Genomic DNA, 16,187 nt, shown 5'->3' on the forward strand with positions numbered 1-16,187 from the left:
TGCGACCCGAAGCACGCACATACTCTGGCAATGTTCCTAGCCTACTCTGATGACGACCTTGCCTTTTGCCCGCCCCTTGTCGACGTACGCCATCGCTTCGTTCGTCGACGAGAATGGAAATATCTGGTCGATTACGGGGCGGATCGCTCCGGAGTCGATGATAGAACCAAGCTCGCGCAGTTGATCGCCGCTCGCTCTCATGAAGAGGAATGAATAGCTCACGCCATGGCGCTTGGCGTTCCTCCTGATGCGACGACTCAGAAGGCGAACCACCTGCCTCATGAACCAGGAAGCGCCGATCTCGTTCGCGAACTCGGGATCGGGCGGACCGGAGATCGAGATCAGCTTGCCGCCGGGTTTCAGCACACCTAGCGATTTTTCGAGCACATCCGCGCCTAGGCTGTTCAGGACGACATCGTAGCCCTGAAGGATCTGCTCGAAATCCTCCTTGCCGTAATCGATGACTACATCCGCACCCAGTCGCTTCACCCAGTCCGCGTTGGCCGCGCTGGTGGTGGTCGCCACGAAGGCCCCGAGATGTTTCGCCAGTTGGATGGCAACGGTTCCCACGCCACCGGAACCGGCGTGGATGAGGACCTTCTGTCCTCGCTTCAGCTTCGCCCGTTCGACGAGAACCTGCCACGCGGTCAGCGCGACCAGCGGAAGCGACGCAGCCTCCTCCATGCTGAGCGTCTTGGGTTTGTGCGCTACCGCATCTTCGTTGATCGCGATCATTTCGGCGAACGCGCCGATCCGCGTGCTGTCGGTCTTGGCATAGACCTCATCGCCCGGCTTGAACCGTCGCACCTTGGGGCCGACGCGAACCACGACGCCAGCCAGGTCGTTTCCCAGCACCAGCGGCAGGCTATAGGGCAAAATCAGCTTGAAATCGCCGTTCCTGATCTTGGAGTCCAGAACGTTCACGCTGGCGGCGTGGATCTGGACCAAGACGTCGTCCTCACGCACCTCTGGCTCGGGCATGTCGCCCAGGCGCAAGCCGGTCGTTTTTCCGTAGCGATCAAGAATAAAGGCTTTCATGGTGCGCTCCCCGCATCGAGACGCAGGTCTTTACGGATTCCCGAATCCAATACCGCGGCCGGCGCGAACCGACGAAGCATCCGCAAGCGCCCGGCGAGCTTGCCGGCGGTGTACCTCGGCTTCGGATGCGCCGCGGTGGCGGCTGTGAGCACCGCGTCCGCTACCACCTCGGGCGGGTCGGCAGCGGTCATCACGTTTTTGAGCGTTACCTCAAGCGACGCCCGGATCTGATCGTACTCCTCGAGCTTCGCGTCGGGCTCGAGGAAGTTCGCGTCGAACTGCGTCTTCGTGTACGCGGGCTCGATCACCGAAACACGAATGCCTCGCGTGCGCAGCTCATGGTCGAGCGATTCCGAATAGCCTGCCACGGCGTGCTTGGTCGCGGCATAGAGCGCGCCGTAAGGCATCGGCAGGAAACCGAGCACGGAACCGATGTTGATGATGCGTCCGCCGCCCTGGCGCCGCATGTGCGGGACGACGGCGCGCGTCATCCGCACGATGCCCATGAAGTTGGTATCGAAGATGGCCTGAGCCTGCGTGATGGAGCTTTCTTCCGCGCCGGCCGGAGCGACGCCGAATCCAGCGTTGTTCACTAACAGGTCGATGCGCCCCTCAAGGCGCAGCACGTCCTTCACGACGGCGTCGACCGATTCATCGCGGGTCACATCGAGGGGCAGCATCGAAAAAGGCAACTGGCCCGCTTGAGCTCCACGCCTGCTGGTGCCATAGACCGTGTAGCCCGCGGCCGCCAGCCGCTCCGCCGTGCCCTTGCCGATGCCCGAGGAAGCGCCGGTAACCAGCGCTATGGATTTTTTAAGCTTCATGCAGTGCCTCCGCGCAATGGCGGGTAGATGTTGCCCAACCGAATATGACGATCATCATAATAATTGGCGAAAAGAGTGCCGATACGGCAAGCCATATCAGTCGGCCGGAGTGAGGTGGCTCAGCGCTGCCTCGCGCAGCGCGTTGGAGAGTCGTGCGTCATCGACCGCGCGAGCCAGCACGAGTGCGCCGACCATCGTCGATACCGCGACGAGGGCGTGCTCATGCGCGCCGGCCTGCCCCCAATCGGGCGAATGGCGGGCGACGAGATCGATCATTTCCTTGATCCGCCGCGTGGCGGCACGCCGTACATCGGGCGCCTGACGCGGCATCTCGGAGCCGAGCGCGGCAGTCGCGCACCCGGTTTCGACGTTTTTTACGTGGGCTTCGGACAGATAAGCCTGCGCCATCGCCTGCAGCGCCTGTTGTGGCGGTACCGAAGTGGCGACGCGTTCCATCAGCACCACGGCGTCCCTGCCCGCGCGATCGGCGGCCTCGGCGAGCATAGCCTCGCGGGAGTCGAAATGGGCGTAGAACCCGCCATGCGTGAGACCGGCGGCTTTCATGATTTCCGCGACACCGGTGCCGTTGTAACCGCTGCGTCGAATGGCGCGCGCGGCGGCATCGACGATGCGATCACGGGTGGCTTCTTTGGAGCGGGCGGGCGTTCTAGCCATATGACGATCATCATATACAATCCTACTATCCACCGCAACACCGTTTTCGATTCATGCCTGGAACAGTAGCTGCACACCAATGACGACCTCCAGCCGATGCCCTCGCGTCGGCGGCCGCCACCGACCCGGCTGCAGAGGGGCCAATCCTCAAGCGTGCGATCCAACTAAAGCCGGAACTAGCTGCCGGACGTCTAAGCTCGGCAAAGTCTGGCTGCCCGGCAGCAAATGGAAAGCAAGCCGAAACCGCTTCGCGTTTTGGCTTGATTGGCCGCCGCAGGGTGAATCGCCCAGTTTTTCTAGACAGTCGTCAGCCGTTTAGTGCATGCCGCTTTTCAAACTTTATCGGGGACGTATACGTAAAGCATGGCGGGCTTTCCTGGCTCAACGGCCATGGGTGAATAACTGAGGCCGAGAACCGCCGTCCCAAAGCGAGAAAGACGCCGACCTCAACGTATCGGCACTGGTTCAATCACTGGCTGCGTCTACACTGGAGCGTGCCGGCGCCCAATGCTCACGCATGCGAGCCAAGCGAAGGCGCGGCAGATTTGAGCCTTCGCAAGGTCGCATCTTGTCGACGGAGGTGGCTCTTTGTGAACCTACTAGTTCGAATCCGGGCGCCGTGGGCGCGCCAATTCTCAGCGGGAAACTTTCTCCGCTGTCCGTACACCCCTTTGCGAGCCCCGTTACTGGCGGGCGTTTGCGAGGGGCGTTTGGTTTTCGGGGTTTCGGCGCCGCGTCGAATTTGACCGTTTTCCTCTCTCTCCCCCTTTTCTCCGGTCGGTTGGTTCTGAAACCAAACGCTCGAGTGCGCAAAGCGCCAAAAACAAGGCGGATCTGAGAAGGGGGGTTCGCGGTTGGATTGGGGTTCTGGTCACCCAGAGCGATTACAACGGAACGCGCCGTCGTCGCCAGCGGGCGGAATCAACCCGCAGTCCATCACCAGCCGTATCAGCGTGATGTCAGCGTTGTCCAGTAGGTGGTAATTGCACAACACCACATCAGCCAGCGGCACGCGATGGCGGCCAGCACGTCCCCGCCATTCGTGGCTTCATCCACGATGCGCATGTCGCACTGCGTTTCCAACACCGCAAAAAGACGGCATGAATGCAGAGGGCTTGGGAGTGCTCTGCCAGCGCATCGGTTCAAACTTGCGCCGGTCATGCCATTCATTTTAATGGCGATGCAAGGCGAAGACGGGAACCACGATGTTGTCGTCGCGCGGTACGGTGATTGAACCGACTCGATGCTCTTTGAGCATATGTCCTACACACTGAGATGCCGCCGGCCACAGGCGCAGAATTTCCAACGCAACTTGCTTGTTTTTAGAAAGCCCGCAGGGACGAAATGCCCCCGCGGGCCTCAGCTTATTCGGGCTTGCGCCCCGCGGTTAAGGAGGAATGCCGCAACGCCGCTTGCAAGCCTTGTACTCAGCAACGCACGTAGCGCTGGATCCACATGCGAAGTAAGTCACTTCGCAACGGTTTTGGCAAACTTCCCAGGGATTAAGGGGACCATCGGCGAACGCACTCAACGAGAGCGCTGCACCGCAACAGAACGCCGCGAGCACGACTAAACGGGGTACCTTTCGCGTGACTTTCATGTCGACTCCCATCCTTGCCCGGCATTGGGCGTCGATACAAGTACCAATAAATCGTTGTGCGCGCCACAATTTCTGTAGTTCCGGCCTCGACTGAATAAGTCATTCCCCGGGCAGTCCAATTTATGACTGCGAGATATCAACGCAACGCTGGACGATTCGAACCCCACTTCACCGATAGACTGCGCTTGCTTGTTGTTGTCCATCGGATTCCCCCACCTACACACAGCAGCCTCGACCCTATCGCCGAGGCTGCTATCACGGGACGCTTCACGGATTAGTTATCCGGAGCGATTCGAGCAGAGCGCGCCGCCGTCGCCAGCCGGCGGAATCGGCCCGCAGTCCATCGCCAGCCGCGCCAGCGCGATGTCAGTCTGTACGCCCAGCTTGAACATCACCTTCGCCCGCACGGTGCGGATGGTCGACTCCGTCAGGTCCAACTCAAGCACGATGTCAGCGTTGCGTTTGCCTTGCCGTTACCTAACGACGGCCACGTAGGCCGCCACGATCAGCGAACTCGCCGACTGCCTGCTGAGCCGCCCAGGGGGCGCGACTATCCCGCAGATCATGGCGGCGGCGAACTGACAGCCGCACTCGGTGCGCGGGTTCTTCGCCGGCATAGTCCGCAAGAAGGGCTAGCGGCTGACCTCTACTAAGGAAAGGAAGAGCGGGTGTACCGCATCCAGAGGGAGGCCGCGCGGCCCGGCGACAAGAGCAACGCCGCCGAGCAAGCAGACAGCGGGCCGGGCATCGCCCGGCTCGCCGCTTGCATCACGTTGGCCGCACCTGGCTCAGTCGTCGGAAAAACAACCCTGAGCCAGCTTCACGTACCAGTAGCCAGTCGTCGGCTGGAACTCTTCGACCAGTATGGTTTCCTCCTGAGTCGACTCGCCCCAGCCCAAATAGCAGGCTTGGTACGCGTAGTACGAGGCGGCTTCGTACGCTTGGTCGCGGTCGTGGCCGTAGCCCTCGCCGATGGCTTGGTAGTGGTGTCGAGCCGCAAGGGCGGCGCCGCTGAACACAATCGACATCAGGAAGGCAGCGCCGACGGCGCGATACTTGTTCGTCTTCATACGTGCTCCTTGCGAGTGAAGTCTGAAGGCTGCGGAATGATCGTGACGACTGTGATAGTCCAGACGCCGTGGATAGTCCAAACCGGGACTCGGACCGCTCTGTGCTGCCTGTCGCGCGAATGCGGGCGTGGCGGCTGCCCCGCTCCACTTGCTTCATCAGAGAAATAGAGCGCTCATGGGGTCCCGGCCCGGGAACCCTAGCATGCGCACCGACCTCTTGATGCCGGGTACTGGTGCAAAGCCTGCAAATTTGCAGAATTGCCCGATATCCGATCGGTGTTGCGTGATGCACGCGCAAGAAAACGCAACGTGCGCAACAACGCGGAGATGGCTGGAGTTGTATCGGCGGGTCGTCGTCATGCGCCGACGCGGGTTGCGGAGGGCCCCGCTCAGGCATGGCGCAACGGACACATATGCCCGTGGCAAATTCGTCGCGATATCTTCCTGAGACTTTAGCGACATAACCAAGCAGGCGTCATGCGCCAGTCAGCGAGCAGTGCTCTGTCGGCCGGTTCGCTTTCGCGAGCTCGTCGCGGTTCGCCTATCTCCACATGACCGACGTGGCGTGCTCTTCCGTTGAGATAGCGCAGCGGCGGTCGCGATCGTCGATATCGTCGTGGTCGCCGGGCGTTGTCGTGGTGGACGTGGAAGAAGGCGACGTTACGCGCCGCAGCCGGTGCAAGCGCACCGCGGCCGGCTCGGTGGGGGCGCGCCCGTGCAGCGGCGCCAGGCCGGCGCCAACCAGCGTGGCGGTCCAGTCGCGTGTTGCGTCGTCGCGCTCGGCCAGCAGCAGTTCGCCGTCGGCGGCGAGCCAGGCGATCGCCGCACGCACGCGCAACGGATTGGCGGCTTCGCCGCTGGCGGAATCGGCGAGGATCAGGTCGAAGCCGCGCTCGCGCGCAGCCGCGGCGAGCGCGTCGGGATCGAGCGCGATGCTGCGCAAACGGAGTCGGTCGGCGAAACGGCTGGCGACGAAGGCGGCGCGCGCGGGCGATGGATCGGCGTAGAAGTACTCCACGTGCGCACCGGCCGCATGCAGCGCCGGCAGCGCGCGTTCGATCCCTTCGCCGTAGCCCGCGCCCAGTTCGAGCAGGCGCACGACGCGGCCGGGGCGGTCGTTCAATGCCTGCTCGAGGGCCGCGCACAGTAGCCGGCGATGATCGGCGGCACGACGTGTGTTCGCGCCCAGCACGGCGAACGCGGCCGCGGTGTCGGGATCGATGTATGAACCGTCGGCGGCGGCATCCGGTTCCGCGCTCCGTGCCATCGCCACGCGCTGCCGCCCGCTCAAGCGGGCCGCCACCACGCGCGGCCACCCGCGGGCCGGCGCGGCGGAGTAACCCGCCCCGGCCTCGGCGGCGCGATCGGCAGATTGTCCTGCTCGCTCAGCGACCGCGCCCGATGGGCGTCGTTCCCATGTGGCAAACGCTCAATCGCGAAAAGGACCAACAGTGCCGTCCCTGGCACCGGGCCCCCCAGTTCGTTGCGGCCGCGGGCCGCCGCCAGCAAAGTCCGCAAACCGACTTTGATCGAGCCGGCCGACGAGCCGCGCGCATTCGCGGTCGATGCCAGTTCGATGCCGTGCGCGCTGCGGCTGACGCCCAAGCTGCGTGAGCGCGCGCCGTAGCCGTAACCGCGTTCGGCGAAACGGGCGCGGACGACTCGATCCGCGCGCGCTGGCGCCGCGGCCAAGTCGGCGCATCCGTGCGCCACCACCGCCGAGCGGTGGGCCAGTCCCGGCCGCCGTGCGGCGACGCCGCACAAGTCGCGTATCCCGGCCGCGGACGCGGCCGGCGATCGCAAACACTGCTGCCGTGCGCCGGCTTGGCGCGCCAACGCGTCCGGCGAAGGGCCGGACAGGCAGAACCCTTCGGCAGCGCCGTCGGCCACGTCGCGCCCGCGCGCCGGTGGCGCTTCCTTGATCGACACAGACGTATCGGCGTAGCGCAGTCCGTAACGACTGCGGAACGCCTGACTGCCGAGCGCATCGGCGCACGCGGCCAACGCAGGCGCAGGCGCGCGCGTCGTTTCCGCGGCGGCCGCCATCACCGGCGCAGACCGCGTTGTAACCAGAGGCGGCGCGGCGGTGCCCAGGCGCGCTTCCGTACGCACCTGCGGCACCGGTCGCGCCGCGCGAACCTGTTCGATCGATAGCGCCGCCGCCCGCGGCAAGGCGTCGCTCGCCTGCCGCGTCGGTGCAGTTCCTTTGCGTTGCGCCCCCCGCCCGGGGAACGCCACGGCGCGTTCGTCCTGTGAAACCTGCATGCGGGCTGTCCGGCGTCGTACCTGCGAAGCGGTGGCGGTGCCCACGGTGGCGAGGAGCCGGACGAGCGCGGGGCCGCAGCCACGCGCTGGTTTCGCCGAGGGTGTTTACCGACAGTTCGCAAGACGGCGCACAAACCCGTCAGGCCGTCGTCGCCTTCTTCGCCGATGGTGTCGTCGTAGCCCGGGCGCTGGCGGCGGCGCGGAAAGCCCGGGCCGCGATTAACGGGCCAAGCGTGAATCGCATGAACTGGCGCACTATCTAAATGCGAGCGCCGACACCTTTTTTACCTGCAAATGTCTTAAATACGCGAACTGGTAGGCACCATAAACGCGTTGTATTCTGCTTTTTTAGCAATTCTTCTTCCAAGGACACCATGGAGCCGACCCAGCTTGAGGACACGGGTGATGTGACTCGCCTGCTCGCCGCCTGGCGCGCCGGCGACAGCGCTGCTCCTGATGCATTGTTGAACCTGGTGTACCGGCAATTGCGCAACATCGCCGCGGGACGACTGTCGCGTTTGAGCGTGCCGGTGCTCGACCCGACCGAACTGGTCAACGAGGCGATGCTGCGCCTGCTCGGCAACGGCAGCCTCGACGCGCAGAACCGCCAACACTTCTTCAGCATCGCCGCCACCGCGATCCGTTATGTGCTGGTCGACACCATTCGCCGCCAGCACGCCGACAAGCGCGGCAACGGCGCGGTCGACGTGACCTTGTCGGGCGCCGAAACCCTCTCGGCCGCCGGCGACCGCTGGCTCGACGTCGAAGAAGCGCTGCGCGCGCTGGAGCAGCAAGATCCGCGCAAATGCCGGATCGTCGAACTCACCTTCCTGGTCGGCCTGAACCAGCAGGAGACCGCCGATACCCTGGGCGTTTCGCTGACCACAGTCGAACGCGACCTGCGTTTCGCCAAAGCCTGGCTGCGCGAACATCTCTCATGACCCCGGCGCAGTTCGGCCGGGTCGAACTCCTGTTCCACGCCGCGCTCGACCGGCCGGCCGCCGAACGCACGAAGTTTTTGCGCGAACAGGAAAGCGACGCCGAACTGATCGCCGCGGTCGAGCGGTTGCTGGCCTGCGACCAGGACGGCGGCGACGACCCGGTGACCGAACGCCTGACCGAGGTCGCGCGCGATCTGCCGCTGCGCACCGTCGGCCCCTATCGCTTGTTGCGCGAACTCGGCAGCGGCGGCATGGGCACGGTGTTCCTGGCCGAACGCGACGTCGCCGGACGCGCCCAGCACGTCGCGGTCAAGCTGCTGCACGGCGTGCCCACCCAGGCCAGCAAGCGCCGGATCGAACGCGAGCGCGCCATGCTGGCCGGGCTGAACCATCCCAACATCGCCCGCCACATCGACGGCGGCGAGAGCGAGGAAGGCCAGCCGTATCTGGTGATGGACTACATCGACAGCCGGCCGCTGCCCGAGTATCTGGCCGCGGCCGCGCCGCCGCTACCGCAACGTCTGCGCCTGTATTTGAGCCTGTGCGACGCCGTGCAGCACGCGCACCAGCGCCTGGTCCTGCATCGCGACATCAAGCCGTCGAACGTGGTGGTGCGCGCCGACGGATCGCCGGTGCTGCTGGATTTCGGCGTCGGCGCGCTATTGGAGGAAGGCGACAATCCCACCCATCCGGCGACGCGCGCGTTCACGCCCGGCTATAGCGCGCCGGAGCAATACCGCGGCCAGACCGAAACCACCGCCACCGATGTGTTCAGCCTCGGCGCGCTGCTGTTCGACCTGCTGACCGGGCAGCGCCTGTCGACGCTGTGCCGCAACACCGATGCGGTGCCCGCGCCGAGCGCCTGCGTCGCCGATCCGACCCAGCGCCGCCTGCTGCGCGGCGATCTCGACCGGATCGTGCGCAAGGCCACCGCCGCCGATCCCGAACAACGCTATCAAACCGTCGCCGCGCTCATGGACGATGTGTCGCGCTACCTGCAGGGCCGGCCGATCGCCGCCGCGCCGGATCGGATCTGGTATCGCGTCGGCAAGTTCGTCCGCCGCAACCGCGCCGCGGTCGCCGCCAGCACGCTGCTGGTCGTCGCCGGCAGCCTCGCGGTCTGGCAGCTCAACGCCGAGCGCCAGCGCGCGCTGGCCGCCGAGCGGGTCGCCGCGACCGAAGCGGCCAACGCCAAGGCCTCGCGCGATTTCCTCGCCTCGGTGCTGGCGGAAACCTCGCCCGAAGCGGTGCGCGGCCAGCCCATCGCCATCGCCACCTTGCTCACCAAGGCCGCCGAACGCCTGCGCGCGGACCGCAGCCAGGACGCGCGCGCGCGCGCGGTGGCGTGGCTGACCATCGCCGAGGTCTACGCCGACCTCAACGATCCGCAAGCCGGCCTGTCCGCGGTCGATGCAGCGATGGCGCTGTTCGCGCGCACGCCGCAACCGGATCCGGAGCTGCGCGCGCGCGCCTGGCACGCGCGCGGCCTGCTGCTGCTCCAGCTCGAACGCGTCGACCAGGCGCGCGCCGCGCTGGAGCGCGCCATCGCCCTGCGCCAACGCCAGGACGCCGCGCCGTTGGCGCTGGCGCGGCTGTACAGCGACTACGCCAACGCGGTGCTGCACGGCGCCGACTTCGTCGCCGCGGGGCGCTATCAACAACGCGCGCTGGAGCGCCTGAACGCCTCCGGCCGCGACGATCCGACACTGCGGATGAAGATCGAGCTGGGGCTGGCGCGCAGCCTGTACTACCAGAACGACCTCGACGCGGCGGCCCGGCATTTGAGCGTGGCCGAAGCCATCGACCGCGACCGCCCCGCCCACGACGGCCTGCCCGCTTACCAACTGCGCCGCATCGCGATGATGGTGCGCTACTCGCAACACCGTTATCCCGAAGCGCTGGCCAACGCCGAGCAAGCGCTGCGCCTGGCCTATCGCGTCTACGGCGAGAACAGCCGCCTGACCGCCGACATGGAGCTGTACATGGCGCTGCTGCTGGACGACATCGGCCGTTCGCGCGCGGCGATCGACCATTACCAGCGCTCGCAGGCCATCGCCGCCACGCTGAAACTCGACGACGCAGTGCTCGCCCGCGACGACGTGCGCATGGCGATGGCCTACGCCAACCTCGCCGACTATCCCCGCGCCGTGACCTTGACCAGCGCGGCGTTGACGCGGATGCCGGCGACAGCGGCCTATGCCGAGTGGCGGATCAAGGCCCACTACACCCGCGCGCTGTCGCTCGGCGCCGGCGGCGACTACGCCCGCGGCAGCGCGGATTTCGAGCGCGCGCTGGAAATCGCGCGCGGCCACAGCGGCGACGTGTTCGTCGGCCCGGCCTTCGTGCGTCTGCGCCAGGCGCAAGGGCTGGTGCTGGCGCGGCGTTTCGACGAGGCCGCCGCGGCCTTGCGCGACGCCGAGGCGGTGACGAAATACCGCGACCTCGATCCCAAATCCACCGTCGCCCTGCGCACCCTGCAGGCCCAGGTCGCGGCCGCACGCGGCGAACCGGCCGCGGCCGCGCAGCGCATCGGCGAGGCGCTGGAACTGGCCCGCCGCCATTACCTCGCCGGCACGCCGCCGATCGCGCTGGTGGAACTCGCCGCCGCGCGCATCGCCCTGGACCGCAACGACCCGGCCCGCGCGCGCGAACTGCTGCAACGCGCCGCGCCGCCGCTGCGCCAGGAACTGCGCGCGCGCGCGCCGGCCTTGGCCGAAGCCGCGCGCCTGGAGCAGGACCTGCACCGCATCGCGTCCGCCGGCGATGCGGCGCTCAAGCGGACCGCAAGATGAACGCAATCCGGCTGCGCGCACAGGCGATGACGGATTCGGCCGTCACATTGCGAACTCATCATCGATCAGGAACTGCAGCGGCGCGCGACCGTAGTGCGCGCCGCGCAGCGAGCGCAGCGCGCATCGGGAGCGCCGCGGCTGGTAACCCCCACCTCTCCCGCCAGCAAGGAGCCTTCATGCGTTTCATGGTTGGATTGGCTATCGCGCTGACCGCGACGCTCGCGTTCAGCGCACCCGTTGTCGCCCGCGAACCGTTGTTGCAAGTGTGCGGACCGCCGTTCACCGGCCCGCCGTTCTGCCAGCCGCCGATGGGCTACGAACAAATCCAGGCGAAGTCCGCCGCCATCGGCAAATCCGGCGCCGCGAAAACCGCCGCGCCCGCGCCGAAGAGCGCGCCGCGCTCGGCGCCGTCGCGCAAGTAAGCCGCCTGCCGATGCCGCCGCGCACGCGAGTGCGCGGCGGTTTTTTCTTGCCTGGCTCCGCCGCGCCGTTCGCGGCCGCGCGCGGCTTCGGCCGCGGGCACCTGCCGCCGATTCATTCGCCTTCGCCGGCGTGATACAAGGGCCCATCACCCGGCGCAAAGGATCGCTCATGGCCCGCTATCCCCGGATCGACCAACCCTGCCCCCTCGACGCCTCGGCGCGCCGCAACATCAACGGCGACTGCAGCCAGTGCGGCAAGACCGTGCACTGCCTGGACGGACGCAGCGACGAGGAACGCGCGGCGCTGCTGCGGCAGGCCGGCGGGCCGATCTGCGTTTCGTACCGGATCGCCCTGGGCACGGCCCTGGCCTTGTCGATCGCCGCGCCCGCCGCGGCCGGATCCGTGGATGCCGCCGCACCGGCCGCACCTGCGCAGACGGCGCCGCTGGCCGCGCCTGCCGCCGCCTCGCAGACGCAGATGCCGGTGGTGGCGACGGAACGCTTGACCGAACCCGGCTTGCAGATGGTGTTCGTCGGCGGCGTCAGCCGGCCCGGCGAAGCCGAATGGGTCGACGACGATTCCAGCCTGCCCGAGCTGCCGATGCGCTACGAGCCGCCGCCGCGCGACTGAGCCGCAGCGGCCGCTCAGTCCGCAGCGCGGGCCTCGCCCAGCACGCCGACCGCATCCTCGATGCGCAGCCCGGCGATCGCCCGCAGCGCGCCGCGCAGACTGTCCGGGCTGCCGTCGCCCACCACCAACGCCAGATGCCCGGCGTCGAATTCGCCCAGGCCCGCGTCGTAACTGACCCAACGCTCGCCGTTCCACGCCTGCACCCACATATGCGGCCCGAACGCATGCGCGCGGCCGACGAAACGGCTGCCGTAGGCCACACCGGCGGCGACCCGCGCCGGAATGCCGCGCGCACGCGCGGCCGCGGCCAGCAACAGCGCGTACTCGGTGCAGTCGCCCGCGCGCAGCGCCAAAGCCTCGCGCGCGCTGTGGTAGTCGGCGTAGATCACCGGCCCGGACAGTCGCTCTTGCACGGCCGCGACCAGGCGGCGCATGCGCGTATCGACGCTGCCGACGCCGGCCGAACGCGCGAAACCGGCGATCGCGCGATCGTCGCTCTGCAACCAAGGCGTCGGCGCGAGGTAGCGCCGCAACGCGTCCGCATCGGGCGGCGCTTCATGGCCGCAACCGCGGCAGACGGTCACCTCCAGCCCTGCGGTCGTGCGCGATGCGTGTTGCTCGCCGGTCTGCGGCCACGGCCAATCCACCGCTGCGTCGCGCTCGCCGAGGCGATAACGGATGGTCCCGCGGCGCGCCGCCGGCGACAGGCGATAGGGCGACGGCACCAGCACCGCCTGGATCTGCGCCTTGAGCTCGGCCTCGGACGCTGCGCGCTCCGTCGCGGACACGCCGCCCGTCCCGCCCAGGCAAAGGGCCAGCCACGCCCACCACCACCATCGCTTCGAGTTCATGCGCTGCCTTGCGGGCATCGTCCGCTCCATCGCCAGCGCCCAGCGTATCAAGCGCCCGGCGCAGGAACCTACCGGCGAAGCGGGTTTCCCGGCCGCACCCGAACCGCGGCAGCGCGCGGCCGAATCGGCGGATGCGCCGCGATTGCAGCGCGCTGCAGCGGACCTACGCGCCGAGCAGGCGCGACCACGCGCATCGGCTCGGAACTCGCAGTATCCACGGGCGACTCAATCCCAGCGATCGTCGTCTAGGAGCTTCACCCGCCGCCGCGTCGCCCGACGCTGCTTCTGGCTGCGGTGGCGGTCGCTGCGCTCGGCGATCTTGCGCGACCATTCCTCGGCGACCGCGCCGCGCTCGACCAGGTGCGCCCACACGCCGCGCTCGATCCAGCGGTCGTTGCGGCTGCGATTGCTTTTCCAGTCGCCGAACTGCTCGGGCGGCAGCGACATCCAATAGCAGTTGCCCACCATCACCGACAGCGCGGCGTTGACGAAACGGCGGTCGTTGCCGTCGTGCACCGCACGCATCAGGACGATCTCGCTCGCGATCGAGCGGATCGCCGCCCATTCTTCGTCGCGCACCCACACGCGCGTTGCGTCCGCATCGTTCATCGCCGCAGGAACAACTTCGTTCGTTGAGCGTTTCCAATCCGCTGCGGCGGGCGAACCCGCCGCAGCAACCGCGACCTCGCTTACATCGGATGCACGCGCGGCCGCACCAGATCGGGGTTGACCTGCTTCACGCCGGCGCGGCCCTGGATCCGCTGCCGCGCCTGCATCGCCTCGGCCACCGAGCCGTAGCGCACGATGGCCTTGCCGCCCACCGCCGAGGAATAGACCAAGGTGCCGCCGGTATCGCTCACCAGCGCCGCCACTACCGAGGCATCGTTGAAGTACACGTTCAACTGCGGCCTGAGCACCACCACGGTTCCGTCGGCGGACATCGCCGCGGCCAGGTTTTCGGCGGGCGCGGCGGGCGCCGCGTCGACCGAGCGCGCGCTGCGGGTGCGCGACGCGGGCGACGCGACCGGCGCCGGGTCGATCGCATAGCTGGCCACGCGCACCTGGCCGGCATCGGTCGCCGGCCCGGCCTTGCGCACCACGGCCGACGGCGCCAGGCGGAAGGTTTTGTCGCCGATGGCGAAGGATTCGCCGGTGGCGGCCAGGTCCAGTTGCGCCCGCGCGGTGTAGGTCTGGCTCAGCGCGATGGGCGCAACGATCAGGGACAGCAGTCCCGCGCACACTTGCATGGGTCGGATTTTCATGGTCAGTGCCCCAGGATGCGGATCTTGAACGAGGTGAGGTTGCCGGCCGATGCCGCGCCCGCGGCCAGATCGACGTCGCTCACCGCCACCGTCCAGTCGCCGTCGCCGGCTTCGTCGAGGAAAGCGTTGACGGCGGTGAACGGAATGGTCAGGACGTCGCCGCCGTAGCCGGAGTGCGCGGGCAGCACGAACGCGCGGGTGCCGGCGGGCGAGGTCAGCGTCACCAGCAACGGGCTCGCCACCGCGCCGCCGCCGTTGCCCCAGGTTCCGGCGTGGCGGTAGTCGGTGGAAAGACCGATCTGCACCGCTTCGATCCGGCCCACCCGGTTGGCGATGCGCACGCTGGCGCGCGCGGGCGCGGCGGCGTTGCCGATCGCCACGGGCGCGGCGAGTACGGCGCGCTGCCAGCCGCTGTCGAGCAAGGCCGGCAACGACTTGAAGCCGGTGGCGCGAGTCACCGCCGCGGTCGCATCGATCAGGCCGAAGCCGTACCAGTTGCTGAAACTGCGCCCCGCCGCGTTGGCGGTCCAGCCCGGCGCGATCACGGTGCCGTTGGCGTCGCGCACTTCCGCCTGGCCCGCATCGATCTGGCGCGCGGTGGTGGCGAGGATGTATTTCACGTCGCGGTAGCTGAGCTTGGGATTGGCCTGCAGCATCAGCGCGACCACGCCCGAGACCGTCGGCGCGGCGGCGGAGGTGCCGTTCATCGTGCCGGTGTAGTTGCAGGTGTTGTCCAGCAGCGAGGCATCGCCGTCCAGCACGTTGCGGAAGCCCCCGCGCACGTTGGTGTTGTAGCCGCGCACGCAGCCGGACAGGTCGGTGGTAACGATGGCCGGCTCGTAACGCACCGGCAACTGCCCGACCGCGACGGCTTCGGAATAACCGCCGTTGCGCAGGCCCTGCGCCTGCCAGCCGTACTCGCCGCCCAGGCCGGTGACCCAGATCGACGCGCCCGGCGTGGAATAGCTCGAACGTACGCCGGAGGCATCGCCGGCGGCGATCACCATGACGTTGAAGTAGCCGTTCGACTCTTCCCAGATCGACTGCTGGCAACCGACGCCGGCGCGGTTGATCGCGTCGTTGCACACGTCCCAGACGTCGACGCCGTCGTCGCTGGCGCGCCAGCTGGCGAAGCCGTTGCCGGCCGACTTGACATAGATCGTGCCCAAGCCGCCGCGGGTCGCCGACAGCGCCCGCTCCCACGCCGCGATGTCGAGTTCATCGACGACCGTCGGCAGGAAGTTGGCGTACGAACCCCAACTGTTGTTGGACACCTGCACATCGGCGAGCTCCGGGCGCGTCAACCAGACCTCTTCCTGGGTTCCGCCGCCGTCGAGATAGTTGAAGCTCTTAAGACGCGCCGCCGGCGCGACGCCGCGCCCGCCGATGCCGTTCCAGCCGACCGCCGCGATGATCCCGGCGACCGCGGTGCCGTGCGCCTTGCCGCCGCTGACGGGCGTGGGATCGTGGCTGCCGTCCAGGCCGTTCCAGGAACCATTCGGCACGACGTTCGCGGCCAGATCCGGGTGGGCGATCTCCACGCCCTGGTCGACCACCGACACCACCACGCCTTTGCCGCGGATGTTGTAGTCGTGCAGATCGTCGATGCCCAGATCGACGCCGAACGCGGGCCGCGCGTCGCCGAGCACGCTCTGGCCGTAGTTCATCAGATGCCATTGGTAGCGGTACAACGGGTCGTTGTTCGCCTGTTGCGCCAGGCCGACCGACGGCAGCGCGGCGAGCAGCGCCGCGCACAGCGCAGCGCGCGGGAGGGAAACGGGGGTCATCGTCGCAGACTCCTTGCATCGAAGGTGGG

14 protein-coding genes and 1 pseudogene are annotated in these 16,187 nt (G+C 67.6%); 4 read left to right on the top strand and 11 right to left on the bottom strand.

Annotated features, from left to right (window positions below; genetic code table 11):
• Window positions 1–36: 36 nt before the first annotated feature.
• The 7 genes and pseudogenes from BLU84_RS21385 to BLU84_RS26770 form a co-directional block, all read right to left on the bottom strand.
• Window positions 37–1,038, bottom strand: coding sequence for an NADP-dependent oxidoreductase (locus BLU84_RS21385; RefSeq protein WP_074871900.1), 1,002 nt, complete (start codon window positions 1,036–1,038; stop codon window positions 37–39).
• Window positions 1,035–1,862, bottom strand: a complete 828-nt coding sequence (locus tag BLU84_RS21390; protein WP_074871903.1) for an oxidoreductase — start codon at window positions 1,860–1,862, stop codon at window positions 1,035–1,037. The genes BLU84_RS21385 and BLU84_RS21390 overlap by 4 nt, the downstream gene beginning before the upstream one ends.
• A gap of 96 nt (window positions 1,863–1,958) precedes the next feature.
• Window positions 1,959–2,537, bottom strand: coding sequence for a TetR/AcrR family transcriptional regulator (locus BLU84_RS21395; protein WP_074871906.1), 579 nt, complete (start codon window positions 2,535–2,537; stop codon window positions 1,959–1,961).
• A 1,878-nt stretch (window positions 2,538–4,415) separates the two neighbouring features.
• Window positions 4,416–4,595: pseudogene (locus BLU84_RS25870) on the bottom strand (hypothetical protein); the annotation flags it as partial.
• Between the two features lie 330 nt (window positions 4,596–4,925).
• Entirely contained in the window at window positions 4,926–5,207 is a 282-nt protein-coding gene (locus tag BLU84_RS21405; protein WP_074871908.1) for a hypothetical protein, read from the bottom strand.
• 541 nt (window positions 5,208–5,748) lie between these two features.
• Window positions 5,749–6,513, bottom strand: coding sequence for a class I SAM-dependent methyltransferase (locus BLU84_RS21410; RefSeq protein WP_139175172.1), 765 nt, complete (start codon window positions 6,511–6,513; stop codon window positions 5,749–5,751).
• Window positions 6,495–7,472 carry a hypothetical protein gene (locus tag BLU84_RS26770; protein ID WP_139175173.1) on the bottom strand — a complete coding sequence of 326 codons (978 nt, stop codon included), beginning with the start codon at window positions 7,470–7,472 and terminating at the stop codon, window positions 6,495–6,497. The genes BLU84_RS21410 and BLU84_RS26770 overlap by 19 nt, the downstream gene beginning before the upstream one ends.
• A gap of 407 nt (window positions 7,473–7,879) precedes the next feature.
• Between BLU84_RS26770 and BLU84_RS21415 the strand changes: the two genes are divergently transcribed.
• The 4 genes from BLU84_RS21415 (at window position 7,880) to BLU84_RS21430 (ending at window position 12,258) form a co-directional block, all read left to right on the top strand.
• Window positions 7,880–8,413, top strand: a complete 534-nt coding sequence (locus BLU84_RS21415) for an ECF-type sigma factor (protein ID WP_170849222.1) — start codon at window positions 7,880–7,882, stop codon at window positions 8,411–8,413.
• Window positions 8,410–11,205, top strand: coding sequence for a serine/threonine-protein kinase (locus BLU84_RS21420; RefSeq protein ID WP_074871916.1), 2,796 nt, complete (start codon window positions 8,410–8,412; stop codon window positions 11,203–11,205). The genes BLU84_RS21415 and BLU84_RS21420 overlap by 4 nt, the downstream gene beginning before the upstream one ends.
• Window positions 11,202–11,627 (top strand): hypothetical protein, encoded by a 426-nt coding sequence (locus tag BLU84_RS26775; RefSeq protein WP_139175174.1) that lies wholly within the window; start codon window positions 11,202–11,204, stop codon window positions 11,625–11,627. The genes BLU84_RS21420 and BLU84_RS26775 overlap by 4 nt, the downstream gene beginning before the upstream one ends.
• Window positions 11,628–11,796: 169 nt before the next feature.
• Window positions 11,797–12,258: a hypothetical protein gene (locus BLU84_RS21430; RefSeq protein ID WP_074871920.1), complete on the top strand. Its 462-nt coding sequence runs from the start codon at window positions 11,797–11,799 to the stop codon at window positions 12,256–12,258.
• A gap of 14 nt (window positions 12,259–12,272) precedes the next feature.
• On the opposite strand, the gene BLU84_RS21435 is transcribed toward BLU84_RS21430, so the two are convergent.
• The 4 genes from BLU84_RS21435 to BLU84_RS21450 all read right to left on the bottom strand — a co-directional run bounded on the left by BLU84_RS21435 (window position 12,273) and on the right by BLU84_RS21450 (window position 16,158).
• The gene (locus BLU84_RS21435) at window positions 12,273–13,109 is read right to left on the bottom strand and encodes a transglutaminase domain-containing protein (protein WP_170849223.1); all 837 of its coding nucleotides are present in this window, start codon (window positions 13,107–13,109) and stop codon (window positions 12,273–12,275) included.
• Window positions 13,110–13,334: 225 nt separating this feature from the next.
• Window positions 13,335–13,718 carry a transposase gene (locus tag BLU84_RS21440; protein WP_074871924.1) on the bottom strand — a complete coding sequence of 128 codons (384 nt, stop codon included), beginning with the start codon at window positions 13,716–13,718 and terminating at the stop codon, window positions 13,335–13,337.
• 80 nt (window positions 13,719–13,798) lie between these two features.
• The gene (locus tag BLU84_RS21445; protein WP_139175175.1) at window positions 13,799–14,371 is read right to left on the bottom strand and encodes a hypothetical protein; all 573 of its coding nucleotides are present in this window, start codon (window positions 14,369–14,371) and stop codon (window positions 13,799–13,801) included.
• Between the two features lie 2 nt (window positions 14,372–14,373).
• Entirely contained in the window at window positions 14,374–16,158 is a 1,785-nt protein-coding gene (locus tag BLU84_RS21450; protein ID WP_074871929.1) for a S8 family serine peptidase, read from the bottom strand.
• Window positions 16,159–16,187: the final 29 nt, after the last annotated feature.

The sequence above is a fragment of the Lysobacter enzymogenes genome (assembly GCF_900106525.1).
In the GTDB taxonomy this organism is placed as follows: Bacteria; Pseudomonadota; Gammaproteobacteria; order Xanthomonadales; family Xanthomonadaceae; genus Lysobacter; species Lysobacter enzymogenes.

What these genes read in the sequence shown, in the direction of transcription:
- BLU84_RS21390 (WP_074871903.1), bottom strand. Translation starts at nt 1,862, where the DNA reads ATGAAGCTTAAAAAATCCATAGCGCTGGTTACCGGCGCTTCCTCGGGC.
- BLU84_RS21405 (WP_074871908.1), bottom strand. Translation starts at nt 5,207, where the DNA reads ATGAAGACGAACAAGTATCGCGCCGTCGGCGCTGCCTTCCTGATGTCG.
- BLU84_RS21385 (WP_074871900.1), bottom strand. Translation starts at nt 1,038, where the DNA reads ATGAAAGCCTTTATTCTTGATCGCTACGGAAAAACGACCGGCTTGCGC.
- BLU84_RS21395 (WP_074871906.1), bottom strand. Translation starts at nt 2,537, where the DNA reads ATGGCTAGAACGCCCGCCCGCTCCAAAGAAGCCACCCGTGATCGCATC.
- BLU84_RS21445 (WP_139175175.1), bottom strand. Translation starts at nt 14,371, where the DNA reads ATGAAAATCCGACCCATGCAAGTGTGCGCGGGACTGCTGTCCCTGATC.
- BLU84_RS21430 (WP_074871920.1), top strand. Translation starts at nt 11,797, where the DNA reads ATGGCCCGCTATCCCCGGATCGACCAACCCTGCCCCCTCGACGCCTCG.
- BLU84_RS21435 (WP_170849223.1), bottom strand. Translation starts at nt 13,109, where the DNA reads ATGAACTCGAAGCGATGGTGGTGGTGGGCGTGGCTGGCCCTTTGCCTG.
- BLU84_RS26775 (WP_139175174.1), top strand. Translation starts at nt 11,202, where the DNA reads ATGAACGCAATCCGGCTGCGCGCACAGGCGATGACGGATTCGGCCGTC.
- BLU84_RS26770 (WP_139175173.1), bottom strand. Translation starts at nt 7,472, where the DNA reads ATGCAGGTTTCACAGGACGAACGCGCCGTGGCGTTCCCCGGGCGGGGG.
- BLU84_RS21420 (WP_074871916.1), top strand. Translation starts at nt 8,410, where the DNA reads ATGACCCCGGCGCAGTTCGGCCGGGTCGAACTCCTGTTCCACGCCGCG.
- BLU84_RS21440 (WP_074871924.1), bottom strand. Translation starts at nt 13,718, where the DNA reads ATGAACGATGCGGACGCAACGCGCGTGTGGGTGCGCGACGAAGAATGG.
- BLU84_RS21450 (WP_074871929.1), bottom strand. Translation starts at nt 16,158, where the DNA reads ATGACCCCCGTTTCCCTCCCGCGCGCTGCGCTGTGCGCGGCGCTGCTC.